The organism is Ruania alba (assembly GCF_900105765.1).
Classification (GTDB): domain Bacteria; phylum Actinomycetota; class Actinomycetes; order Actinomycetales; family Beutenbergiaceae; genus Ruania; species Ruania alba.
In genome coordinates this window covers 1,411,008-1,434,897 of the sequence record NZ_FNTX01000001.1, presented here as the reverse complement: position 1 = coordinate 1,434,897, position 23,890 = coordinate 1,411,008, and the positions used below count along the sequence as shown (strand labels likewise).

Sequence of the window (23,890 nt, the reverse complement as noted above, 5' to 3'; positions counted from 1 at the left end):
GTGAGCGCAGGATTATCACTGTGCCGAAGGAGCCGCTCGCATGAATGCCACCGACGTCCCGCTCATGGTCTCCACGCCGGAGGAGCTGGCGATCCCCGACCTCCTCGTCGACTGGGCTGCGAAGGAACCGGCACGGGTCCTCATCGAACGTCCCGACGGCGCCGGCTGGTCCCCCGTGACCGCGCAGACGTTGCACGAGCAGGTCACAGGTGTGGCGAAGGGTCTGATCGCTTCCGGAGTGCGCCCCGGTGACCGCATCGCGATCATGTCCCGCACGCGTGCCGAGTGGACCGTTCTCGATTTCGCCATCTGGTACGCAGGCGCCGTCACCGTGCCGATCTATGAGACGTCCTCGGTCGAGCAGGCCCGGTGGATCCTGTCCGACTCGCGTGCCGATCGAGTCGTCACCGAGACGGCGGAGCTGGCGACCCTGTTACAGGAGGCCGCAGGCGAGAACCCGCTGCAGGCAGTGTGGGTGCTCGACGACGGTGCGGTGGATCAACTCACTCAGGCGGGCGTCGAGGTGAGCGACGACCAGGTGCGCGAACGCTACGACGCGCTGCGACTCAGCGATCTGGCCACGATCATCTACACCTCGGGCACCACAGGCCCGCCCAAGGGTGTCGAGCTCACGCACGGCAACTTCGTGGAGCTGTGCCGCAATGCCATGGCCGCCCTCGGGCAGGAGATCCTGCACGACGGAGCACGGACTTTGCTCTTCATGCCGTTGGCGCATGTCTTCGCCAGATTTGTCTCGATCCTGACCATCTGTGCGGGCGTACCGATCGGGCACGTCGGTGATCCAACGACCTTGCTGCAGCACATCGGAGCGTTCCGCCCCACGTTCATCCTCTCGGTGCCTCGCGTGTTCGAGAAGGTGTACAACTCGTCCGAGCAGAAGGCTGCGGCCGGTGGCAAGGTGAAGATCTTCCGGTGGGCAGCAGGTGTGTCCACGGAGTACTCCCGTTCGCTGGACACCGGAGGACCGGGGCCCGCGCTCAAGCTCAAGTACGCGGTGGCCGACAAACTGGTCCTGCACAAGATCCGAGAGGCCCTCGGCGGCCAGGTCGAGTATGCGATCTCGGGTGGCGCCCCGCTCGGAGACCGGCTCGGCCACTTCTTCCGCGGCGTCGGGGTCCGGGTGCTCGAAGGGTATGGGCTCACCGAGACCACTGCGCCGGTGTCGGTGAATGTGCCGTCCCGTTCCAAGATCGGCACGGTGGGTCCGGCGCTCCCGGGGATCAGTCTGCGGATCGCTGAGGACGGTGAGATCCTCGCCAAGGGCATCGCCGTGTTCAGTGGATATCACCAGAACGATGAGGCCACGGCCGAGGCCGTCACCGATGGGTGGTTCCACACCGGCGACCTGGGAACCCTCGATGAGGATGGGTACCTGCGGATTACCGGCCGGAAGAAGGAGATGATCGTCACCGCCGGTGGCAAGAACGTCATCCCGTCCCAGCTCGAGGACAAGATCCGTGCACACGCGCTCATCAGCCAGTGCGTCGTGATCGGCGATCAGCGCCCGTTCGTGGCCGCGCTGCTCACCCTCGACGCCGAGATGCTGCCGACGTGGCTGTCCAACCAGGGGCTGCCGGAAATGAGCGTGACCGAGGCCGCCGAGCACCCGCAGGTGCGCGCGGCGCTTCAGGACGCGCTGGATTCGGCCAACGCCTCGGTCTCGCGTGCCGAATCGGTCCGCCGGTACGACGTGCTGCCCGAGGACTTCACGATCGGCGACTATCTCACCCCGAAGATGAGCGTGAAGCGCAACCTGGTGCTACGTGACTTCGCCGAGGAGATCGACGCGCTGTACGCCAAGGCGGCGGCCGAGCGCGAGCAGGGCTGAGGCGAGGGCACCCGGTCCGGGGTGTCCGAACCTGTCGTGTCACCCCTGGCGCGTAGCGTTTCGCGGTGATGGCCGAGAACTTGCTCCGTCCGCCCCGGCCGGGGCGCCGGCTGCCCGAGTCGACGATCCCGCCCAGCCGGGAGCGCCGGGGTCGGCGGGTGCCCCCGGAACTCCCGTGCAGTTGGGCTTGGACGAGCTCGGCACGCCGCTCTTCGATGCCACCTTCGTCGTGGTGGACCTCGAAACGACCGGCGGATCTCCACGAGAGAGTGCGATCACCGAGATCGGGGCGGTCAAGGTCCGCGGCGGCGACGTGCTCGGCGAGTTCCAGACACTGGTGAACCCTGGGGTGGGTATCCCACCCACCATCACGGTGCTCACCGGGATCACCAATGCGATGGTCATGACGGCACCGCCGATCACCGAGGTGCTCCCCGCCTTCCTGGAGTTCACCCGTGGGGCGATCCTGGTCGCGCACAACGCACGCTTCGACGTCGGCTTCCTGCGTGCCGCGAGCGATCGGATGGAGCTCACCTGGCCCCGGCCCCAGGTGGTGGACACGGTCGCGCTCGCTCGGCGGGTGGTCACCCGTGACGAGGCTCCCAACCACAAGCTCGCCACCTTGGCTCCGCTGTTCGGCTCACCGACCGCACCGGACCACCGGGCACTGACCGATGCACGCGCCACCGTGGACGTGCTGCACGGGCTGCTCGCTCGGATGAGTGGCCTGGGCGTCACCCATGTCGAAGACCTCGCCACCGCGGCCGACCCGGTTCCCGCGGGCCGCCGCCGCAAGGCCACACTTGCCGACGGTCTACCGACCGGGCCAGGCGTCTACCATTTCCTGGGTCCGCGCGGTGAGGTGCTCTACATCGGCACCGCCGTGAACCTCCGCCGCCGGGTACGCAGCTACTTTACGGCGGCGGAGAAGCGCACGCGGATCGCCGAGATGGTGGACGTGGCGACAGCGGTACGTCCGATCCCGTGCGCGACGCCGCTAGAGGCCGCCGTGCGTGAGCTACGCGGGATCGCCGAGCATCGGCCCCCATACAACCGCCGGTCCCGGTCACCGGAGCGGCAACCCTGGCTCCGGCTCACCGACGAGGCGTATCCCCGTCTCTCCGTGGTCCGCACCGTGCCGGTCGACCTGGCCGATCGCGCAATCGGGCCGTTCTCCTCTCGCGTTCAGGCGGATCGTGCTGCCGCGGCCCTGGTCGCGGCCACCGGCCTGCGTACGTGCACCACGCGGCTCGCCCGGACTCCCACGGGGCGCACCTCAGCCTGTGTGCTCGCCGAGATGGGCAAGTGCCTGGCCCCGTGCGTACGGGAGGTCCCCGAGTACGACGACCGGGTCCGCCGCGCGCAGCAAGCGATGGACGGTGATGTCACGGCCGTCGTCGACACGGCCAGGCGGGTGATCGCTCGCCTGGCCGGACAGCAACGCTACGAAGAGGCTGCCGTCCGGCGGGACCAGCTGCTCGCCTACCTGCGCGGTGCGTCTCGCGCCGAGCGACACGGCCCGCTCCAGCGGGCCCCGCAGATCATCGCTGCCCGCCGCCACTCCGACGGCGGATGGGAGTTGGTCCTGATCCGTTTCGGACGACTCGCCGCCACCACGGTGACCAAGCCGGGGGCCGCCGTCATGGGTGTCGTTCGTGCGCTCGCCGAGAGCGGCGAGGACGTCCAGCCCGGTCGTTGCCTCGGTGGAGCAGCCACCTCGGAGGAGACCGAACTGGTGCTCCGGTGGTTGGAGACACCGGGCACCCGCCTCGTGGAAGCCACACTGGCCGACGCCGGGAGCGGATGGTCGGTCCCGGTGCACGGAGCAACGGCGGCACTGCCGCGCTTCACCGACCGCCACGTGCGCGATACCGAGCACCGCGCCCTGGGTCCGTCCCGGAACGACACGCCGATCTTCCACCCCGACCATTCCACCCACGGCGCGCCCGCCACCGACCGTCACGGCGGCGGCAGCTCCGGCGCGGCATGATGGGGCACATCTCGCCGGTCATTGCGCCGGCACCGTCGCACACCCTGGAGGAACCATCATGCTGACCGCGATCGTCTTGATCGACGCCGAGTCCGCGAAGATCCCCGAGGTGGCCGCATCGGTCGCCGAGCTCTCCGGGGTCAGCGAGGCGTACTCGACCACTGGCGACGTCGACGTCATCGCCGTGGTGCGCGTCTCAGCGCACGAGGAGTTGGCCGACGTCATCGCCGACCGGATCAGCAAGGTCCCCGGAGTCGTGAGCACACGCACCTACATCGCATTCCAGGCCTACTCCCAGCACGACCTGGAAGCAGCGTTCGCGCTCGGACTCGATGACTGATCGACGACAACCGCGCCGATCTAGTCACTCTCACACCTGGGTCGCAGCGACCCAACGGTCTAGTGCCTGAGCAGCTGCCCCGGAGTCGATGGCCCGTGCAGCCGTCTCGATCCCGGCGGCAAAACGGTCGGTGAGACCACCGTCGGACGTACCAGGAAGCGACCCGTGTGCGACCAGACCGGCAGCAGCGTTCAGTAGGACGGTGTCCCGAACAGGGCCAGGTGCGCCGGCGAGCAGATCCCGGGCCACCTGAGCGTTCTGCTGCGGTGACCCACCACGCAGATCGTCCAAGGTGGCGCGGGGCATACCGAATACCGTGGCGTCAACAACGTGCTCGCGCACCACACCGCCGCTCGCGGCTGTAACATCCCACACGCGAGCCGGAGCAGTGCTGGCGAGTTCGTCGAGCCCGTCCTCGCTCCGGAAGACCACCGTGGAGGTCCCCCGCTCGGCGAACACGCCCGCAACGATCGGTGCCATCCGGGCGTCCCCTACTCCGATCGCCCCGGCACGCGGCCGCGCCGGGTTCGTCAGCGGACCGAGGATGTTGAACGCGGTGGCCACTCCGAGTTCACGTCGCGTGGCTGCCGCGTGCCGGAAGCTCGGGTGATACACCTGGGCGAACAAGAAGGTGATCCCCGTCTCACTGGCCACCCGCGCGGCCTCGGGCGGGCTCAGATCGAGCCGTACTCCGAGCGCCTCGAGCACATCGGCAGAACCGCTCGAGGACGACGCGGCGCGGTTGCCGTGCTTGACCACACGAACTCCCGCACCCGCGACCACCAGCGCTGCCATCGTCGAGATGTTCACGCTCCGGTGCCGGTCACCCCCGGTGCCGACGATATCGACCGCATCGGGGTTGATATCGGCGGTCAGGGCGTGCCGGCGCATCGTGTCCGCCAGGCCCGTCACCTCGGGCACGGTCTCGCCCTTGGCACGCAGGGCGACCAAGAAGCCACCGAGCGCGATCGGGTGGCTGTTGCCAGCCATCACCTGGTCCATCACCCAGGTCGTCTCCGCGGACCCGAGGTCTTCCCCAGCCACCAGTCGGGTGATCAGGTCCGGCCAGGTGAACGCCTCGGATCCCTGGCCTGCTGTCACGACGAAGCAAGCATGTCGGCGACGGTCTCCTGCAACTCAAGCGGGTCGAGCGGCATCGACACCACGGCGTCAGCCTCCGACCAGGACGCGAGCCACGCATCCTGTGCACGCGCGATCAACAGCAGTACCGGTGGGCACTGGTAGATCTCCGTCTTCAAGCTGCGGCATAGTCCCATGCCACCGAACTTCGCTGACTCACCGTCGAGGATCAGCAGATCGTAAGAGCCGTTCTCGACGTAGTCGACCACCGCAGCCGGGGTTGCGACCTCCTGCCAGAGGATCCGCGGACTGTTGATCGAGGCCCGTCGCCCCACCCCGGTGAGCACCTGAGCGCGAGTAGCCGGGTCGTCGCTGTAGAGCAGCACCGATACCGTGCTCTCGGTCTCAGCCGCTGCCACTTCCTCGTGCTCTACTGCGGTCATCGTGGTCCTTCCTACCCAGGGCACACTCCAGGCCCGCACCGTCGTGGTCCTCGACCATCCTAGACGCGACCGCCCTCCTCCGTGCGCATCGGACTGCGCTCCGAGCCCAGGGGCATGAGACGACGGATTCGACTCTCCTGTCAGGTCGATGGTCTGGACGACGCGCCGGGAGATCACATTTCAGGCGCGATCGCGCCTGAAATGCGAATCGGAGCCTCATGAGGTGTCCAGCACGGGCTCCGAACCGCCATAATGACACCGTGTCGTCTGCAACCTCTCACCCAGCTACGCCACACCTGGCGGTGAACCGGCCCAACCTCACCCAGGTGGGCACGATCGTCTGGCTCTCCTCCGAGCTGATGTTCTTCGCCGGGCTGTTCGCGATGTACTTCACCCATCGATCTGTCGCCGGGCCGGAGGTGTGGGGCCAGGGCTATGACTACCTGAACATCACCTTCTCCGGCATCAACACCCTCGTGCTGGTGCTCAGTTCAGTGACGTGCCAGTTGGGCGTGTGGGCGGCCGAGCGCTTCCAGCCGGTACGTACCGGCTCGCTGCTGCAGGTCACCAAGTGGGGGATGCAGGAGTGGTACATCCTCACGTTCCTGATGGGCTCGTTCTTCGTCGCGGGTCAGGTGTACGAGTACGCCGAGCTCGTCGAGCACGGCCTCACGATCGCGAATTCGTCCTACGGGTCCGTGTTCTACCTGGCCACCGGCTTCCACGGCCTGCACGTGGTCGGCGGGCTGATCGCCTTCCTGGTCGTCATTCTGCGTTCTTTCGCGGCGAACCGGTTCGGCGAGCACGAGGCGACCACGGCACTGGTCGTCTCCTACTACTGGCACTTCGTCGACGCCGTCTGGATCGTCCTGTTCGGCGTCATCTACCTGCTGCCAATGCTCTAGCAGCGTCTCGCCCCGTCAACTCCGACCCCCACCTGATTCGAGGATTCGTAGAAGTGAAGGCTTTAGCCGCAGGTCGACGGCACCGGTTGGCGCCGGTCGTCCTGATGATGTTGGCACTGCTGTTCACCGGTGCCGTGTACGCCGCGTTCGCCCCGAGCGCGGCCCAGGCGGACACGGCCAGCGCGAACGACCTGGCCGAAGGCGAGCGCTTGTTCATCACGAACTGCTCCACCTGTCACGGGTTGGACGCCGAAGGCATGGACACGGCCCCGTCCCTCGTCGGCGTCGGTGCCGCGTCAGTGCACTTCCAGATCGTCACCGGGCGGATGCCGATGGACGCGAACTCTCCGCAGGCGGAGGCCAAGCCACCGCAGCTGGACGAGGAGCAGGCCCGGCAGGTGGCGGCCTACATCGCGTCTCTTGGCCCCGGACCGTCGATCCCGTCCGACGAGCAGGTGGACCCCGCGCTCGGCGATGCTGCTGTCGGTGGTCAGCTCTTCCGCACCAACTGCGCGATGTGCCACAACGCCGTCGGTGCGGGGGGTGCGCTCACGGAGGGTAAGTACGCCCCAGCCCTGTACGAGTCCACACCGACCGAGATCTATGAGGCGATGCTCACCGGCCCGCAGTCGATGCCGGTATTCAACGACGCGACACTCACGCAGGAGGACAAGCGGGACATCATCGCCTACCTGGTGGAGCAGCGTGAGCCGAACCCAGGCGGGTTCAGTCTCGGGTCGCTCGGCCCCGTCTCTGAGGGCTTATGGGTATTCGTCGTCGGAATGGGCGTGCTCATCGGTGCCGCCGTCTGGATCGGAGCGCGGTCATCATGAGCTCACCTCAGCACACTGGCCACAACGAGCTGACAACTGCCGAGCCGGACCGGTTCGAGAATCCAGGCCTGGCACCGCACCGGCCCCGGCTCGGTGACGAGGACCCGAAGGCGGCGAAGCGGTCCGAGCGACAGGTCGTTGCACTGTTCACCGTCTCGATCCTCGCCACGATCGGCGGGATCGTCGGATATGTGGCGTTCCCGGTGGCCGACCCGGACGCCGGTAATCTCCGGATGAACACCTTGGTGCTCGGCGTCGGGCTGGGGCTGGGCATGCTCGGCATCGGCGTCGCCGCGGTCCACTGGGCCAAGACATTGATGAACGACCACGAGAAGGTCGAGGAGCGCCACGCCCAACGCGGAGACGACGCGACCCGCGAACGCGCCGTGGAGATGCTGCGCGAAGGCGCCGACGATTCCGGCATCGCTCGGCGTCCGGTCCTCAAGGGCGCCTTCGGTACGGCACTCGCCCTCGCCCCGTTGACCTTCCTGGTGCCGCTGGTCGGCAACCTCGGCGCCGACTGGAACGTCTCGAAGTTCCGCCACACCGCATGGGCCGGCGCCCCGGACGGAGGGCGCCGCTATCTGGCTACGGACCCCACCGACCGCCGCCTCAAGGCCTCCGACATCACGCGCGGCAGCATGGTTCACGTCATGCCCTGGCGCCTCCCGGAGGAGGAGCACTACCTCGAGGAGAAGGCGAAGGCTGTGGCCATCGTGATGCGGGTCGACCCCTCCATCCTGAAGGAGCCCGAGGAGCGTCAAGGGTGGTCCTACGACGGGATCGTCGCCTACTCCAAGGTGTGCACACACGTGGGTTGCCCTGTTGCCCTCTACGAACAGCAGACGCACCACGTGCTCTGCCCGTGCCACCAGTCCACCTTCGACGTCACCGATCAGGCCAAGGTGGTGTTCGGCCCCGCCAAGCGGCCCTTGCCCCAACTTCCGATCGCCGTCGATGACGAGGGATATCTGTACGCGCAGGACGACTTCAACGAGCCTGTCGGCCCGAGCTACTGGGAGCGTGAGCGATGAGCGCCCGTACTGAGGTCTCGAACGGACCCACGACCTCCCCCGCCGCCGCAGCCGGGGCCGACTACCTGGACACCCGGGTGGGCGCGTCCAAGATGGTCAAGGAGTTCGCCCGGAAGATCTTCCCCGACCACTGGTCCTTCCTGCTCGGTGAGATTGCTCTGTTCAGCTTCGTGGTGCTGATCCTGACCGGGATCTTCCTCACCATGTTCTTCGTGCCGAGCATGACCGAGGTGCACTATCCCGACGATGCTCTGCCCGTGACGATGCAGGGCCTGGAGATGTCCGAGGCGTTCGCCTCGACCGTCTGGATGTCGCACCACGTGCCGGGCGGGCTGCTGATGCGGCAGATCCACCACTGGGCGGCACTGATCTTCGTCGGTGCGATGACCGTGCACATGATGCGTGTGTTCTTCACCGGCGCCTTCCGCAAGCCGCGCGAGCTGAACTGGCTCGTCGGGTTCACGCTCCTGATCCTCGGCCTGGCTGCCGGCTTCTCCGGCTACTCACTCCCCGACGACGTGCTCTCCGGCAACGGCCTGCGCATCGCGGACGGGGTGCTGCGCGCGATGCCGATCATCGGCAGCTACGGCAGCTACATGCTGTTTGGCGGCGAGTTCCCCGGTACCGACATCATCCCGCGGCTGTTCACCGTACATATCCTGATCGTGCCGGGATTGATCCTGGCGCTGATCGCGGTGCACCTGTTCCTGATCGTCTGGCACAAGCACACCCAGTTCCCCGGCCCGGGACGCACCGACAAGAACGTAGTCGGCTTCCCGCTGTTCCCCGTCTACACGGCCAAGGCGGGTGGCTTCTTCTTCATCGTCTTCGGCGTCCTCTCCCTGATGGGCGCGTTGATGAGTATCAACAACGTCTGGGCCTACGGCCCCTACGACCCGTCGATCGTCGGTGCCGGTGCCCAACCGGACTGGTACATGCTGTTCCTCGAGGGCTCGCTGCGTCTGATGCCGGGGCAGACCGAGTTCGTGCTCGGTGGCTACACGCTCTCGCTCAACGTGCTGATCCCGGGTGTGGTCGTACCAGGAATCCTGTTCACTGCGCTGGCGCTGTTCCCCTTCATCGAGGCGTTCGTCACGAAGGACACCGGCGAGCACCACGTGCTGGACCGGCCCCGCAACGCCCAGGTGCGGACCGCATCCGGCGTCGCGATCCTCAGTGCGTTCTTCGTTCTCAACGCTGCGGGTGCGAACGACCTGATCGCCACCCACTTCAATTTGTCACTGAACGCGATCACCTGGGCGTTCCGGATCTTGATCTTCATCCTTCCGGTGATCTGCTTCATCGTGACTAAACGGATCTGCCTCGGACTCCAGCGCAAGGATCGCGAGCTAGCCCTGCACGGCCACGAGACAGGTCGTGTGGTGAGGTTCGCCTCCGGTGAGTACATCGAGGTGCACCGTCCGCTGGACGACTACGAGCGGTGGGTACTGGTCTCCCACGAGCCACGTCGCCCCGTTGAGATCGCCGCCGAAGAGGACTCTGCGGGCGTCCGCCGACCTGGATACCGCAAGGACCGCCTGCGGCAGCGCATCTCGCGCTTCTTCTACGAGGACCGCGTCGAGCCCGTCACCCCAGCAGAGCTTGCCGCCTCGCACTCCCACGGAGAGCATGACGAGCTCGAATCCGATCCAGCTCGCGAGACGCTCGAGGCGCGCTGACGCGAATGCGGGTTACGGTGGGAAGGCCTCGATACATCAGGGCAACATGATGTCCGTCTCCCCACCGCTCTGCGGTGCGGAGACGGTCAACGCGGCGCCCCACGCGTTGCGTATCACGGAACGTCACGTCTACACGGGAGGAACCCGATGGCCCAGTACACGCTTCCTGACCTGCCCTACGACTACTCGGCGCTCGAGCCGCACATCTCCGGCAAGATCATGGAGCTGCACCACGACAAGCACCATGCTGCGTACGTGGCGGGCGCCAACACTGCGCTGGAGAAGCTCGCGGCAGCACGGGAGTCGGGCGACCTCGGCACGGTGAATCTGCTCGAGAAGAACCTTGCGTTCAACCTCGGGGGGCACATCAACCACACCATCTTCTGGAACAACCTGTCCCCGGACGGCGGCGGTGAGCCGGAAGGCGAGCTGGCGGCTGCGATCACCGAGTTCTTCGGCTCGTTCAGCGCCTTCCAGCAGCACTTCGCGGACAACGCGGCCGGCATCCAGGGGTCTGGTTGGTCCGTGCTCGGGTGGGACAGTCTGGGCGAACGGCTGGCCATCTTCCAGCTCTTCGACCAGCAGTCCAACGTGCCGGTTTCCATCACACCGCTGCTCATGCTGGACATGTGGGAGCACGCCTTCTACCTCGACTACCTCAACGTCAAGGCGGAGTACATCAAGGCGTTCTGGAACATCGCGAACTGGCAGGACGTCTCCGCACGTCTGGAGAAGGCTCGCGCCCACTCCACAGTGTGAGCCGAACCGTTCCCCACGGGTCGGTGCCGTCACTGGAGCCGCGCACGCGCACCACAGAGGTACCAGTACCTCGTGACGGCCGGACTCAGGGCCTGCAGGCTCGCTGAGCTCGCCACGCAGCACGAGGGGCCCCTCACCACAGATCGTGGTGAGGGGCCCCTCGCTATGCGTTCGGTGCTTGAAGGTCAGTGGGCGAGCCCGGCCCTGCCGCTCTCAGTGGGCGTGGTGCCCGCGGCTGAACTCCATCACGTGACCGACCAGGCCGATCAGTGCGAGGCCGACGCCGATGCCGAACAGCCACCATCCGACGGCGACGCCCAGAAAGACGAATGAGACGGCGATCCCGAGGACCAATGGCCACCAGCTCCACGGCGAGAAGGTGCCGTACTCCCCCGCAGCGGTGTCCACATCAGCCATCGGGTCGTCCTCGGGCCGAGGATCGATCCGCCGGCTCAGCAGGAACAGGTAGAAGCCCACCATCGACCACAGACCGACGACCAACGCCAGTGCGGTCGACCCCACGGGTTCCCACCCGGACCAGAGCCCGTAGATCACGAACATCGGGATGAAGAACACCAGCAGGCCGAGGAAGAAGACGGCTTCGGTACGGATCGGCTTGTGCGGTTCCGTGCGAGGACCGTGGGTCTTGGCGCTCATCACTCGTCTCCGCTCTGTCGTTGCGCACGGTCGTGGGCGACCTCGGCCTGGCCGTCCCGTTCAGCCTCGCCGTAGACCTTGTCCAGCAGATCCCGCTCGGGCTGGGCGTGGTCTAGCGCTGACACCTCAGGATGATGGAGATCGAAGGCTGGCCGCTCCGAACGGATCCTCGGCAGCGTCACGAAGTTGTGCCGGGGTGGCGGGCAGGAGGTGGCCCACTCCAAGGAGTTGCCATGCCCCCACGGGTCATCCACGGTTACCTTCGGTGCCGAGCGCCAGGTCTTGTACACGTTCCACAGGAACGGCAACGTGGACAGCGCCAGGATCACGGCAGCGATCGTGGACAGCTGGTTCATCCACACGAAGTCGTCCTCGGGGAGGTAGTCGGGCACGCGGCGTTGCATGCCCATCACACCCAACCAGTGCTGGATCAGGAATGTCCCGTGGAAGCCGAAGAACAACAGCCAGAAGTGCACCTTGCCGAGTCGGTCGTCGAGCATCTTCCCGGTGAACTTCGGCCACCAGAAGTAGAAGCCGGCGAACATCGCGAACACGACTGTCCCGAACACCACGTAGTGGAAGTGCGCGACGACGAAGTAGGTGTCGGTCACGTGGAAGTCCAGCGGCGGGACAGACAGGATGATCCCCGTGAGCCCGCCGAAGAGGAAGGTCACCAGGAAGCCCACGCACCACAGCATCGGCGACTCGAAGGTCAACTTGCCGCGCCACATGGTGCCGATCCAGTTGAAGAACTTCACGCCAGTGGGGACGGCGATGAGCATCGTCATCAGGGAGAAGAACGGCAGGAGCACCTGACCCGTGGAATACATGTGGTGCGCCCACACCGTCACCGACAACCCTGCGATCGCGATGGTGGCGAACACCAGACCGACGTAGCCGAAAATGGGCTTCCGCGAGAACACCGGAATGATCTCCGAAACAATACCGAAGAACGGCAGGGCAATGATGTAGACCTCGGGGTGCCCGAAGAACCAGAACAGGTGCTGCCATAGCAACGCACCACCGTTCTCGGCAGCAAATATCTGCGCTCCGAGCACGCGATCCGCCCCGAGGCCGAACAGTGCGGCGGCCAGGATCGGGAACGCCATCAGCGCCAGGATCGAGGTGAGCAGGATGTTCCAGGTGAAGATAGGCATCCGGAACATCGTCATCCCCGGCATCCGCATGCACAGGATGGTGGTGATGAAGTTGACTGAGCCGAAGATCGTACCGAATCCGGTCATCGCCAGACCCATCACCCACAGGTCTCCCCCGAGTCCCGCAGAGTACGTGGCGTTCGACAGCGGTGTATAGGCGAACCACCCGAAACTGGCCGCGCCACGCGGCGTCAGGAATCCCGCGGAGGCGATGATGCCTCCGAACAGGAAGAGCCAGTAGGCGAACATGTTCAACCGCGGGAAGGCGACGTCCGGTGCTCCGATCTGCAGCGGGACGAGGATGTTGCCGAAACCGACGAACAGCGGTGTGGCGAAGAGCAGCAGCATGATCGTGCCGTGCATCGTGAACATCTGGTTGTACTGCTCGCCACTGGCAACGATCTGAATGCCGGGCTCGAACAGTTCGGCACGGATCACCAGAGCGAGGAGACCGCCGAAGCAGAAGAACACGAACGAGGTGATCAGGTACAGGTACCCGATGGTCTTGTGGTCGGTGGTCGTCACCCACGACACCACCGTCTTCCCGAGGCTCTGGCGTTCCGGCCGCAGACCGGGCACCGCGTCACCGGCCGGTTCCTCCGCACCGGCGTCTGCGCGCAGGTCGTCCTGGATCGCCATCAGTGGTCAGCTCCCTCGTCATCGACGCTGGTGGAGCTGGGTACATCGGCGGCGTTCTGCCGGTCGTACTCGGTTCCCAGCTCACCCGTCTGGCCTGCCTCGCGCAGCTCTTCAATGTGCGCCTGGTACTCCTCCGCCGAGACCACGGAGACGTTGAACAGCATGGAGCCGTGATACTCGCCGCACAGTTCGGCGCACTTGCCGATGAAGGTCCCTTCCTCACCCGGGGTGAGCTGGAAGGTGTTCACTTCACCGGGGATCATGTCCATCTTGTAGAGGAACGCGGGCACCCAGAACGAGTGTGCGACATCCCTGCTGCGGATCGTGAACTCCACCGTCTCGCCGACCGGAAGGTACAGAGTCGGCAGGTCCTCGGCGGGTGCCATCGTCCCGTCCAGCTGAGCCGGCACCCCGGTGTCCCAGACACCTTCGTCGGTGTAGACGAAGTCCCACGTCCACTGGCGGCCATAGACGTCGATCTGCACGTCCGGCTCGGCCTCGGGGTTGGTGATCTCCTCCTGGAGCGTGGCCGTGTAGTAGAAGAGCACGCCGACCATCACGAGCGGCACGAAGGTGTACAACAGTTCCAGGGGCAGGTGGTAACGCAGCTGGATCGGGAGACGGTCGTCCCCCTTGCGCTTGCGGTAGACGATGATGCACCAGATGATCAGGCCCCACGTGATCACGCCGACGGCCAGCGCGGCGATCCAGGATCCGTTCCACAGCGTGACCACATCGTCACTGAACTCGGTGATGCCTGGCGTTCCGGGCAGCCACCCTCTCGACACCTGTTCGGCGGAGCATCCGCCCAGTGCGAGGGCGGTCACGAGCCCGAGCGCCCCGAGGCCGACAGTGCGCCGCCTCGTGGTCTGGGGAGAGGGCGATGGCACGATCCTCAAGCCTTCCGACGTCACGATCTCAACTAGTACCGACTGGGTCCGGAACGCTCGTCCACCGCACGGTCTCGGGCGGTGTCCCAGCGTTCGTCTCCGGCGCCTGCTGGTCCGCTGCCACCTTATCGTCAAACAGGCCGGTCCGTGTGCAGGACGCTCGGTCGCGCAGCAGATTACCTGACGCTCTGTCAGGTCATGTGCTCCGCGTTTCAGGCTGTGCCCAGTACGTCCACCACGTAGGCCACCGCCGGTGCCTGCTCACTTGCCGGCGCGAGCACCAGAACGCGTGAGCCGACGGGGACGTCGACCGTAGCGTCCACGACCGTGCCGCGACCGACGACGTCCGAGAAGGGCCCCGATCCGGGCGTGCCATCCATGCTCCAGCTACTCCCGGCGGGCGATCCGTCCCAGGCGGTCCCGGCGATCCCGATGGCGACCGAGTCTCCGGCCTGAACCGGCTCACCTGAGCCCTCGGCGACGACGATCGTGACCACCTCCGTCGGTTCATCGGCACTCTCGGGCACGGTGATCGTGGCAGGCTCTCCCAGCGCCCCCTCGATCGTCACCGGCAGGTCCGCAGCGGGAGTCACCTCACTCGCCCCAGCCTCGCCGGCCTGCTCCGGGTTGTACACCTCGACCAGGTCGACCACGAACACAATGGTGTCCTCCGGCCCGATCCCTGCATCGGAGTTCCCGCCATTGGGCCCGTATCCGAGCTCAGCTGGGATGCTCATCAGCAGCCGTGAGCCAATCTGGTGCTCCGGGATCCCGTCAGTCCAGCCCTGCACCACTGCATTGAGGGAGAACATCGACGGCGCACCACGGCTGTAGGAGTCGTCGAAGGTTTCCTCCGCACCCCAGACGATCCCTGCGTAGTTCGCCACGACGACGGCACCCGGCTCCACGGCGGCACCGTCACCCTCAGAGAGCACCTCGACTTGCAGGCCCTCAGGTGGCGTCTCGCTGGAGAAGGTGAACTGCGGTGCCTCCCCGAAGGCACCTGACGCCTCGGCGTCAGTCACCTCACCCTCGACAGCCGTGGCGCTGGGCGACGTGCTCGGCTGGCTGGTCGGATCGGTGCTGCTTGGTTCGTCGGCGCATCCTGCGAGGGCCAGTCCACCGGCCACGAACAGGGCAAGGGCGCGCAAGGGTCGCACGGTCACGGTGTCACTCGTCTCGTTGTTCGGGGCGTCCCACGTGACGACGGCCGCGCTGCTCGACGAGGAGCGGCGCGGCCGTCGACGTGCGGTCGCTGGTCTGAATCAGATCAGTGGAAAGAGTCGCCACAGGCACAGGAGCCTCCGGCGTTCGGGTTGTCGATCGTGAAGCCCTGCTTCTCGATGGTGTCGGCAAAGTCGATGGTGGCACCTGCCAGATACGGCACACTCATCTTGTCCACGATCACCTCGACGCCCTCGAAATCGCGGACGGCGTCGCCGTCAAGGTAGCGCTCGTCGAAGTAGAGCTGGTAGATCAGTCCTGAGCACCCGCCGGGCTGTACAGCGACGCGCAGCCGCAGGTCGTCCCGGCCCTCCTGCTCGAGGAGCGCCTTCACCTTGGTAGCGGCCACATCGGTCAGGGCCACCTCGTGCTCGAGTGTTTCCGTGGTGGGTGTGGTCTGCGTCATCTGTCTCTCCGAAGGTCGTGCGCGCCGGTCGGACCGGCCTGCTGAGGGGGCAACGCACCGGAGCCCACTCCTGTTCCCGGCTCGGCATCGGGCGCGATCCGGTTCCTCCCAGGGTACGTCACTGCGTCCACGTCCGGCGGATCCGCTCTCCCCGTCTCACCAGCGCGGTCCATGGGTCCGATTCGACGGTCTGGCTGGTCCGGCTTCTCGTCGTGGGAGCGTCGACGACCGGGTATGTCGCACTCACCCCTACCCGGGCGCCGTCCCGGCGACTCGTCTGTACCTCGGCACCGACGGCCACCACCGGTAGCCCCACGGCCATCGCGGCCCGCCCGACCGTCGCGACCACGGACTCGTGCATCGCGCTCCCGTCCAACGTCGTGGTGCCGGTGACCACAAGGTCGGCGCTCTCGACGGCGGCGGCGAGCTCGATCTCCGCGGCAACGACGTCTGCGCCCGGCAGGAGCCGCGCTCCGAGCATCGCGAGCGCACTGGCAGCGCCACCGCCGGCGCCGGTGCCGTAGTCGCGGGACGGACGGACCACCGTATGCGGCGCGCGAACGGTCGGGACGAGCCCGCCGAGCCCGGGATCGGTCCGGTGACCGGCCTCCGCGACCGCGTCGGCTGCCTCTGCGGTCTGGAGCAGTCCGGCGGTGTATTCACCCACCACCCGCTCGGCGTCCTGAGCTGCGGCCGCGGTGATTCCCGGCCAGCGGGCGAGCGCCGCCCCCGCTCCCGTCAGGCCGAGCAGCGGCAGGTCGGTGGCCACCGCCACCACCAGGTGCACGCCGGCGAGGCGCGCACGCAAGGCCGACCACGGCGTCGAACTGCCGTCCCCCGCCAGCCCCCAGCGCTCGGTGAGACGGTCGAGGAGGCCGCGACCGCCGTCGTGCACGGCCGCCTGATCAAGGCCGAGGATGACGCGAGAGGCACCCGTACCCAGGGCCGCGAGCAGCAGGTCTGCCACCGGTGCCGTGGTCCCGGTGGCCAGCAAGCGCTCATGATCGTCCGTTCCCGCGCCCAGCACGAGCGAACCATCGACGTACGCCGTCCCCCCGCTACGACCGGGCACGTGCAGCAGTTCCACCGGCACGGGCCGGTCCCCGCTGCCCGCGCCGGCCGGAACCACGGGGACCGGCAGCAGATCGCCACCCCGCACGGCGCGGATCACTTCCACCATGCCGGCGCTGCCGTCACTCATCGGCCGTTCGAGCACCGTGTGACCGTGCTCGCGCCATGACTGGGCGAGGGCACGCGCGACCTCCCCGGCGGCCAACGGCGCGATCCGGTCCGGACTGATCAGCACATCCACCCCGTCATCCTCCCAGGCCGGCGGCACCGGAAGAGCCGAGGCTCGACTAGGCTGCTGGATGTGTTCGGACGGAAGAAGATCGAGGACGCCGCCCCTGCTGTCGAGGAGGAGTTGCCCGCTGGTAAGGGGCGCCCCACGCCCCGGCGACGGGACGCCGAGGCGCGGAACAAGCGACCCCTGGTGCCCACCGATCGGCGCGCAGCCCGCCGGGAGCAGCGCGCGAAGTACGCCGAGGCCCGGGAACGGATGAACCAGGCGATGGTCACCGGCGACGAGCAACACATGCCGGCCCAGCACCGTGGCCCGGTTCGACGTTATCTGCGTGACTACGTCGACGCCCGCTGGAACCTCGGCGAGATGTTCCTGCCCATCGCGGCGCTGATCGTGCTCATCATGCTCAGTGCTGGCTTCCTGCCGATCCCTCCCGATGTGGCGCTGATCGCGTTCTACTCGCTGTACATCCTGGTCTTCGTCGCCCTCACCGATGCCATCATCCTCGCCGTGCGGCTCCGCCGGAAGGTGCGTGCGAAGTACGGCACGGACCGGGTCGGTCGCGGCATCATCATGTACGTCGTGATGCGGGCATTCCAGCTCCGGCGCACCCGGCTCCCGAAGCCTCAGGTCGCGCGGGGGTCCTTCCCCAGCTGAGCTGAGGGCCAAGCGCACCCTGCGCGCTAGGATCGTGGAATGCGCTTTCGTCACCTCGGCCGCTCCGGCCTGAAGATCAGCGAGATCACCTACGGCAACTGGATCACCCACGGGTCCCAGGTCGAGAACGACACGGCCGCAGCGTGCGTGCGGGCCGCCCTCGATGCCGGCATCACCACCTTCGACACTGCCGACGTGTACGCGAACACGAAGGCCGAGGAGGTGCTCGGCGACGCGCTGGCCGGCGAGCGTCGGGAGAGTCTGGAGATCTTCACGAAGGTCTACTTCCCGACGGGCCCGAAGGGGCACAACGACACCGGCCTCTCGCGCAAGCACATCATGGAGTCCATCAACGGTTCGCTGCGCCGCCTCGGCACCGACTACGTCGACCTGTACCAGGCGCACCGGTTCGACTACGCGACGCCGCTGGAGGAGACCATGCAGGCCTTCGCCGACGTGGTGCGGTCCGGCAAGGCGCACTACATCGGTGTCAGCGAGTGGACGGCCGAGCAGCTGCGCTCCGGGCATGCCCTGGCACGTGAGCTGGGCATCAGTCTCGTCTCCTCGCAGCCGCAGTACTCGATGGTGTGGCGGGTCATCGAGGAGGAGGTCGTGCCTACCTCAGCAGAGCTCGGTATCTCCCAGATCGTGTTCTCGCCTGTGGCTCAGGGCGTTCTCACCGGCAAGTATCTGCCCGGTCAGCCTGCCCCGGAAGGCTCCCGGGCCGCTGACACCCAGGGCGGCGCGACGATGATCGGCGGTCTGCTCGGCAAGGAGGAGCTCTTGCGGCGCGTCCAGGACCTGCGACCCGTGGCGGAGGAGCTGAACCTCACGATGGCGCAGCTCGCCGTGGCCTGGGTGCTTCAGAACGACAATGTCGCCGCAGCCCTGATCGGCGCCTCACGCCCGGAGCAGGTGGCGGAGAATGTCGCGGCGTCCGGGGTGGAGATCCCTGAGGAGATGCTCACCCGGATCGACCAGATCCTCGGTGAGACCGTGGTGCGGGATCCGCGGATCACCGACGACGTGTCTCCGAAGGAACGCCTCTGCTGACCACGCGGTCGCGTCAGTCCCTGCGCAGTGCTCGGTTGACCTGACCGGGCCAGGCCGGCCCACCATAGATGAAGGCCGTGTAGGCCTGGACAGCCGTGGCCCCTGCATCGAGGTACGCCTGCGCGTCTGCCGACGTGGAGATACCACCGACGCCGAGCACGACCGGCTCGGGACCGAGGACGTCCCGCACCCGGCGCACCACCTGCAGGCCGCGCTCCCGCACCGGCGGACCCGACACTCCCCCGGGTCCGAGGTCGTGCGCGATGGTGGTGTTCACGGCCACCACGCCGGCGAGGTCGAGCTCCAGGGCGAGCCGTGCCACGGCGTCGACATCCGGGTCCGCGAGATCGGGAGCGATCTTGACCAGCACCGGGACCTCCCGGGCGGCCGCCGCCCGCGCGGCGTCCCGTACAGCCGCGAGGATCGGTCGTAGAGCGTCGCTCTGCTGCAGATCCCGCAAGCCCGGCGTGTTCGGCGAGGAGACATTCACCACGAGATAGTCCACGTGCGGCGCCACAGCCCGGGCACTCGCGACATAGTCACCCACAGCCTCGGCCGCCGGAGTCACCTTCGATTTACCGATGTTCGCCCCGATCAGCATGCGCCGGCCGTGCGGGGTGCGCCGCAGACGGCGCAGCCGGGCCGCGGCGGCCGCCGCCCCGGCGTTGTTGAAGCCCATCCGGTTGCGCAGGGCGCGCTCAGGCACCAGCCGCCACAGTCGAGGAGGCTCGTTGCCGGGCTGCGCCCTCGCGGTCACGGTGCCGATCTCCACGAACGCGAATCCCATCGCGTCCAGTGCCGTAGCCATCGTCGCGTCCTTGTCGAAACCCGCTGCGGCACCGAGAGGTCCCCTGATGTCACGGTCGAACAGACGCCAGGAGGGCCTGGCCGGACGACCTAGTGAACGGCGCAACGCCTCCCGAATCGGTGGCACGCGACCGGCAACCTGAATCAGCCGACCGGCAATGCGGTGGGCTGTCTCGGGATCGATCCGAGTGAAGACGGAGGAGAAGAACACGCTGTACGGGCTGGCCACGATTTCAGCGTACTGGCACCGGCCTACCGCTCAGGCCTGCGCGATACGGGCCGGAGAGGACCGCCACATCCAGAACAGTCCGAGCAGCGGGAGCACGGCCGGCACATAGCCGTACCCGGCACCGTACCGGGACCATACCGTGTCGTCGCCGAAGAGCTCGGTGTGCCAGAGGCTGAGGGTGCCCACGGCAAGCACTCCGGCCAGCTCGATGCCCACCGTGACCCACGCGAGGCGACGCATCCGCCGGCCGTTGTGTGCCATCGCGACGGCGGCAGCGATGTAGATCACCGCGGCAACGGCCGAGAGGGTGTAGGCCAGCGGGGCCTCGCTCGCGGACCGGATGAGCTGCACGCTCGCCCGCGCGGATGCCGAGAGCGCGAACACTCCGTAGACGAAGATCAGCACACGGCCCGCGCCATAGGCCGGCCGCCGGGTGTCCTCCGCGGAGTCCTGCTGCGTCACGGAATCACGGCCCATTCAGACACCCCCGGTCCACAGCTGGTGCACACGCACCTGCATCGCCACCACTGTCAGGCATGCGGCTCCGAGCACCACAGAGCTCCACCGGCTGCGTTCGGCCACAGCCACGACCGCGGCTGCCGGGAGCAACAGCAACGCCGTGATGAGGTATCCCCAGAGCAGCACGGGATCGACCTCATGGCCGCGGGCGATCTGCACCCCGGCCACAATCATCTGAACCACGAGGATTCCCTCCAGAACCGCCCCGGCGATCAGCTGGCGGAGGATTACCGGCTGGTCCCGGAGTGCTCGCCAGCCGGCCCAACCGGCCAGCACGAGCGACGCCGCGATGAGCACGACAGGCATGAAGGACACTGCAGCAGAGTAGTGGCTCGGCGCACGGTCTCGACGGAACCGCCCGCAGCGCGGGATGCGCCGGGCCGGTGCCCGTCGCCCCACCCGCACGCCTGGCTCGCCTACGATGCACGGTGTGACGGAACTCAAGCTCAGCACCAAGGACCCTGCCCGCCTGGTCACCGACGCGCTCGTCGTCGGGGTCGCCGCCGATGGCGGAGCACCACGGTTGGAGGGAGCCGAGGGTCTCAGCCGCTCCGCGCGCGCCGGAATCGAGAGAGCGATCACCCTGCTGGGCGTGACCGGTGAGGTCGGCGAGGTCACTAGGGTGCCCGCGGGTGGCGAGCTCAAGGCGGACCTGCTGGTGCTCACCGGGACCGGCGCTCCGGCCGAGGACGCCGCCACCGCCCGGGAACGGCTCCGCCGGGCGGCCGGGGCGGCGCTCGCGGCGCTCGCCGGTACGGCACGGGCCGCCGTGGCACTCCCGATCGCCGACCTCGACGATCTGCGTGCTGTGGCAGAGGGGGCGCTACTCGGCAACTACCGGTTCTCCGAAGGGCCCGCCGGCAAGGTGCCGGTGGAGACGATCGAGCTGATCGCACCCTCCGTGCGCGCGCGGGAGGGCAAGGAGGCCATCGCCTGGGCCGTGGCCGTCGCCGATGCCGTGCACGGCACCCGCGACCTGGTGAACCTCTCCCCCAACCGTCTCTACCCCGAGTCCTTTGCCGAACGCGCCACCGCCGCGGTGCGGGGCACCAAGGTCAAGGTCTCGATTCTGGACGAGAAGGATCTGCGTGCCGGTGGCTACGGCGGACTGGTCGGCGTCGGACAAGGTTCTGCCCGCGGTCCTCGTCTGGTCAAGCTCAGCTACCGGCCGGCGCGCGCCCGGCGGCACGTTGCCTTGGTGGGCAAGGGGATCACCTTCGACTCCGGCGGCCTTTCACTCAAGCCCGCCAAAGGTATGGAGGCGATGAAGAACGACATGGCGGGCGCGGCCGCCGTCCTGCACACCGTCGTGGCCGCCGCACGTCTGGGTCTGCCGGTCGCCGTCACGGGGTGGCTCGCCCTGGCCGAGAACATGCCGTCGGGTTCCGCGCAACGCCCCTCCGACGTGATCACGATCCGGGGCGGAAAGACGGTCGAGGTCCTCAATACCGACGCCGAGGGCCGTCTCGTGATGGCCGACGCTCTGGTGGCGGCCACGGAGGAGGGACCGGACGCCGTCATCGACATCGCCACCCTCACTGGTGCCCAGATGGTGGCGCTCGGGCACCAGGTGAGCGCGGTGATGGGCTCCGAGGTTGTCCGTGAGGACGTGGTGGCCTCGGCTGGTCGTGCCGGAGAGCAGTTCTGGCCGATGCCGTTGCCGGACGAGCTGCGCGCGTCAATGAACACACCGATGGCTGACATCGCCAACATCGGGGATCGTTTCGGCGGCATGCTCGTCGCTGGGCTCTTCCTCCGCGAGTTCGTCGGCGATACCCCGTGGGCACATCTCGACATCGCTGGACCGGCGTTCAACGACGGCGCCCCGCGCCACTATGTCCCCAAGGGCGGCACCGGCGTCGGCGTCCGCACACTCCTCGAACTGCTGAGCGGACCTCACTCGGCGTGAGGTACCCCACGGCCGGCCGCGGCGTTCCAAGTTGGGCGTGATCGCCGTCAGTGCCAAGATGGTGGTGCGCCCAGCGCCCGGTGGCGGTGGCGCACACCGGACCAGGAGGTGCACGTGACGCAGGACGAACCGTGGGACGTGCTCGTCCTCGGTGCCGGCAGTGGCGGGTACGCCACCGCACTGCGTGCTGCACAGCTCGGGTTGCGTGTTGCTCTCGTCGAACAGGACAAGGTCGGTGGGACGTGCCTGCACCGAGGCTGCATCCCCACCAAGGCTCTGTTGCATGCCGCTGAGGTGGCCGACCAGGTGCGCCACGCCCACGACGTCGGAGTGCGCGCCTCGTTCGAGGATGTCGACCAGGCGGCGCTGCAGCGCTACCAGGAGCAGGTCGTTCGGCGGCTGTACCAGGGCCTCCAGGGTCTCGTCTCCGCCAGCTCGGTCGACCTGTTCGCCGGCCATGGCCGGCTGGTCGGACCGGATGTCCTCCGGGTCACCGGCCCGGACGGGAGCACCCAGGACCTCACTGGTCGCCACGTGGTGCTCGCCACCGGGTCTCGGAGCCGCACCCTGCCTGGGATCACCGTGGGCGGGCGGATCATCACCTCGGACGACGCTCTCGAGAACGTGCAGGTGCCCCGGCACGCGATCGTTCTCGGAGGCGGCGTCATCGGTGTCGAGTTCGCCAGCCTGTGGCGCTCCTTGGGCGCGGACGTGACGGTGCTCGAGGCCCTGGAGACGCTCGTCCCTGCCGAGGACCCGTCGCTGTCCACCGGTCTCGCCCGTGCCTTCCGGCGGCGAGGTATCGACGTGCGTACGGGCGTGCGCGTGAGTTCGGCCACACAGGATGCCGACGGCGTCCGTGTCACCCTGGCCGACGGGAGCGCCGTCGACGGAGACCTGCTGCTCGTCGCAATCGGTCGAGAGCCCGTCACGGACGAGTCCGGACTTGCCGAGCAGGGCGTTCGCATCACCGACGCCGGGATCCACACCGACGCTGCCCTGCATACCGGGGTCGGTTCGATCTACGCGGTGGGCGACGTGGTCCCTGGGTTGCAACTGGCCCACCGCGGCTTTGCGCACGGCATCAGTGTGGCCGAGCGAATCAGCGGTATGACACCGCAGCCGATCGCCGAGGAGACGATTCCCCGGGTGACCTACAGCGATCCTGAGCTCGCCTCGGTGGGTCTTACCGAGCCCGAGGCCCGCGACCGGTACGGCGATGATGGTGTGCGGGTCCTGGAGTACTCTCTCGCCGGGAACGGGCGGAGCCAGATCTTGGGTTCGACCGGGCTGGTGAAGATCGTGCGGCAGACTGAGGGACCGATCGTCGGCGTTCACCTGATCGGCGCGCGCGTCAGTGAGCAGATCGGGGAAGCGCAACTGTGGGTGGGCTGGGAGGCATACCCTCAAGACATCGCCGCTTTCATCCACGCACATCCGACACAGAACGAGGCACTGGGCGAGGCCGCGTTGGCCCTGGCCGGTCAGCCGTTGCACTCTCACACCTGAAAGATTCCGCGAGAAGGAG

At 67.5% G+C, this 23,890-nt stretch carries 23 protein-coding genes; 12 read left to right on the top strand and 11 right to left on the bottom strand.

The annotated features are described in order from the left end of the window. Positions 1-40: 40 nt before the first annotated feature. From BLU77_RS06610 to BLU77_RS06600, 3 genes are all read left to right on the top strand, one after another. Entirely contained in the window at positions 41-1,849 is a 1,809-nt protein-coding gene (locus tag BLU77_RS06610) for an AMP-dependent synthetase/ligase (RefSeq protein ID WP_089772220.1), read from the top strand. A 175-nt stretch (positions 1,850-2,024) separates the two neighbouring features. Further along, on the top strand, positions 2,025-3,839 hold the full coding sequence (locus tag BLU77_RS06605) for a DEDD exonuclease domain-containing protein (RefSeq protein WP_089772219.1): 1,815 nt from the start codon (positions 2,025-2,027) through the stop codon (positions 3,837-3,839). A gap of 58 nt (positions 3,840-3,897) precedes the next feature. Beyond that, a complete protein-coding gene (locus tag BLU77_RS06600) occupies positions 3,898-4,179 on the top strand; it encodes an Lrp/AsnC family transcriptional regulator (protein ID WP_089772218.1) in 282 nt (93 codons plus the stop codon). A 30-nt stretch (positions 4,180-4,209) separates the two neighbouring features. Here the strand turns inward: BLU77_RS06600 and trpD are convergent, their stop codons facing one another. Next, the gene (gene trpD / locus BLU77_RS06595) at positions 4,210-5,280 is read right to left on the bottom strand and encodes an anthranilate phosphoribosyltransferase (RefSeq protein ID WP_089772217.1); all 1,071 of its coding nucleotides are present in this window, start codon (positions 5,278-5,280) and stop codon (positions 4,210-4,212) included. Continuing rightward, positions 5,277-5,702 (bottom strand): response regulator, encoded by a 426-nt coding sequence (locus BLU77_RS06590; RefSeq protein ID WP_089772216.1) that lies wholly within the window; start codon positions 5,700-5,702, stop codon positions 5,277-5,279. Before BLU77_RS06590 ends, trpD begins: the two co-directional genes overlap by 4 nt. A gap of 260 nt (positions 5,703-5,962) precedes the next feature. On the opposite strand from BLU77_RS06590, the gene ctaE reads away from it, so the two are divergent. From ctaE to BLU77_RS06565, 5 genes are all read left to right on the top strand, one after another. Further along, complete coding sequence (gene ctaE, locus BLU77_RS06585) at positions 5,963-6,607, top strand: aa3-type cytochrome oxidase subunit III (protein WP_425441208.1); 645 nt, start codon at positions 5,963-5,965, stop codon at positions 6,605-6,607. A gap of 53 nt (positions 6,608-6,660) precedes the next feature. After that, a complete protein-coding gene (qcrC, locus tag BLU77_RS06580) occupies positions 6,661-7,440 on the top strand; it encodes a cytochrome bc1 complex diheme cytochrome c subunit (protein WP_089772214.1) in 780 nt (259 codons plus the stop codon). After that, on the top strand, positions 7,437-8,474 hold the full coding sequence (gene qcrA / locus BLU77_RS06575) for a cytochrome bc1 complex Rieske iron-sulfur subunit (RefSeq protein ID WP_089772213.1): 1,038 nt from the start codon (positions 7,437-7,439) through the stop codon (positions 8,472-8,474). Before qcrC ends, qcrA begins: the two co-directional genes overlap by 4 nt. Further along, entirely contained in the window at positions 8,471-10,153 is a 1,683-nt protein-coding gene (gene qcrB, locus BLU77_RS06570) for a cytochrome bc1 complex cytochrome b subunit (RefSeq protein WP_089772212.1), read from the top strand. Before qcrA ends, qcrB begins: the two co-directional genes overlap by 4 nt. Positions 10,154-10,300: 147 nt before the next feature. Then, positions 10,301-10,912 carry a superoxide dismutase gene (locus BLU77_RS06565; RefSeq protein WP_089772211.1) on the top strand — a complete coding sequence of 204 codons (612 nt, stop codon included), beginning with the start codon at positions 10,301-10,303 and terminating at the stop codon, positions 10,910-10,912. A 213-nt stretch (positions 10,913-11,125) separates the two neighbouring features. Here the strand turns inward: BLU77_RS06565 and BLU77_RS06560 are convergent, their stop codons facing one another. The 6 genes from BLU77_RS06560 to BLU77_RS06535 form a co-directional block, all read right to left on the bottom strand. After that, a complete protein-coding gene (locus BLU77_RS06560; RefSeq protein ID WP_245708700.1) occupies positions 11,126-11,569 on the bottom strand; it encodes a cytochrome c oxidase subunit 4 in 444 nt (147 codons plus the stop codon). Then, entirely contained in the window at positions 11,569-13,365 is a 1,797-nt protein-coding gene (gene ctaD / locus BLU77_RS06555; protein ID WP_089772210.1) for an aa3-type cytochrome oxidase subunit I, read from the bottom strand. Before ctaD ends, BLU77_RS06560 begins: the two co-directional genes overlap by 1 nt. Then, entirely contained in the window at positions 13,365-14,192 is an 828-nt protein-coding gene (gene ctaC / locus BLU77_RS06550) for an aa3-type cytochrome oxidase subunit II (protein ID WP_245708699.1), read from the bottom strand. The genes ctaD and ctaC overlap by 1 nt, the downstream gene beginning before the upstream one ends. Positions 14,193-14,467: 275 nt before the next feature. Continuing rightward, positions 14,468-15,421: an FKBP-type peptidyl-prolyl cis-trans isomerase gene (locus tag BLU77_RS06545; protein ID WP_089772209.1), complete on the bottom strand. Its 954-nt coding sequence runs from the start codon at positions 15,419-15,421 to the stop codon at positions 14,468-14,470. A 104-nt stretch (positions 15,422-15,525) separates the two neighbouring features. Beyond that, positions 15,526-15,885, bottom strand: a complete 360-nt coding sequence (erpA, locus tag BLU77_RS06540; protein ID WP_089772208.1) for an iron-sulfur cluster insertion protein ErpA — start codon at positions 15,883-15,885, stop codon at positions 15,526-15,528. Between the two features lie 118 nt (positions 15,886-16,003). Beyond that, a complete protein-coding gene (locus tag BLU77_RS06535; protein WP_175476962.1) occupies positions 16,004-17,197 on the bottom strand; it encodes a glycerate kinase in 1,194 nt (397 codons plus the stop codon). Between the two features lie 60 nt (positions 17,198-17,257). Here BLU77_RS06535 and BLU77_RS06530 point away from each other — a divergent pair, with 60 nt between their 5' ends. Both BLU77_RS06530 and BLU77_RS06525 read left to right on the top strand, forming a co-directional pair. After that, entirely contained in the window at positions 17,258-17,845 is a 588-nt protein-coding gene (locus tag BLU77_RS06530) for a DUF3043 domain-containing protein (protein ID WP_245708698.1), read from the top strand. A 39-nt stretch (positions 17,846-17,884) separates the two neighbouring features. Next, positions 17,885-18,898 (top strand): aldo/keto reductase family protein, encoded by a 1,014-nt coding sequence (locus BLU77_RS06525; RefSeq protein WP_089772205.1) that lies wholly within the window; start codon positions 17,885-17,887, stop codon positions 18,896-18,898. A 13-nt stretch (positions 18,899-18,911) separates the two neighbouring features. Here the strand turns inward: BLU77_RS06525 and BLU77_RS06520 are convergent, their stop codons facing one another. Genes BLU77_RS06520 through BLU77_RS06510 form a run of 3 tightly spaced genes read right to left on the bottom strand, consistent with a single transcriptional unit; the run spans position 18,912 to position 20,759 of the window. Then, complete coding sequence (locus BLU77_RS06520) at positions 18,912-19,916, bottom strand: quinone-dependent dihydroorotate dehydrogenase (protein ID WP_342741463.1); 1,005 nt, start codon at positions 19,914-19,916, stop codon at positions 18,912-18,914. 48 nt (positions 19,917-19,964) lie between these two features. Beyond that, a complete protein-coding gene (locus BLU77_RS06515) occupies positions 19,965-20,411 on the bottom strand; it encodes a hypothetical protein (RefSeq protein WP_089772203.1) in 447 nt (148 codons plus the stop codon). Then, positions 20,412-20,759: a hypothetical protein gene (locus tag BLU77_RS06510; protein WP_089773031.1), complete on the bottom strand. Its 348-nt coding sequence runs from the start codon at positions 20,757-20,759 to the stop codon at positions 20,412-20,414. Positions 20,760-20,874: 115 nt separating this feature from the next. Between BLU77_RS06510 and BLU77_RS06505 the strand changes: the two genes are divergently transcribed. Next, positions 20,875-22,362: a leucyl aminopeptidase gene (locus BLU77_RS06505; RefSeq protein WP_089772202.1), complete on the top strand. Its 1,488-nt coding sequence runs from the start codon at positions 20,875-20,877 to the stop codon at positions 22,360-22,362. 108 nt (positions 22,363-22,470) lie between these two features. Then, complete coding sequence (gene lpdA / locus BLU77_RS06500; protein WP_089772201.1) at positions 22,471-23,871, top strand: dihydrolipoyl dehydrogenase; 1,401 nt, start codon at positions 22,471-22,473, stop codon at positions 23,869-23,871. Positions 23,872-23,890 lie beyond the last annotated feature (19 nt).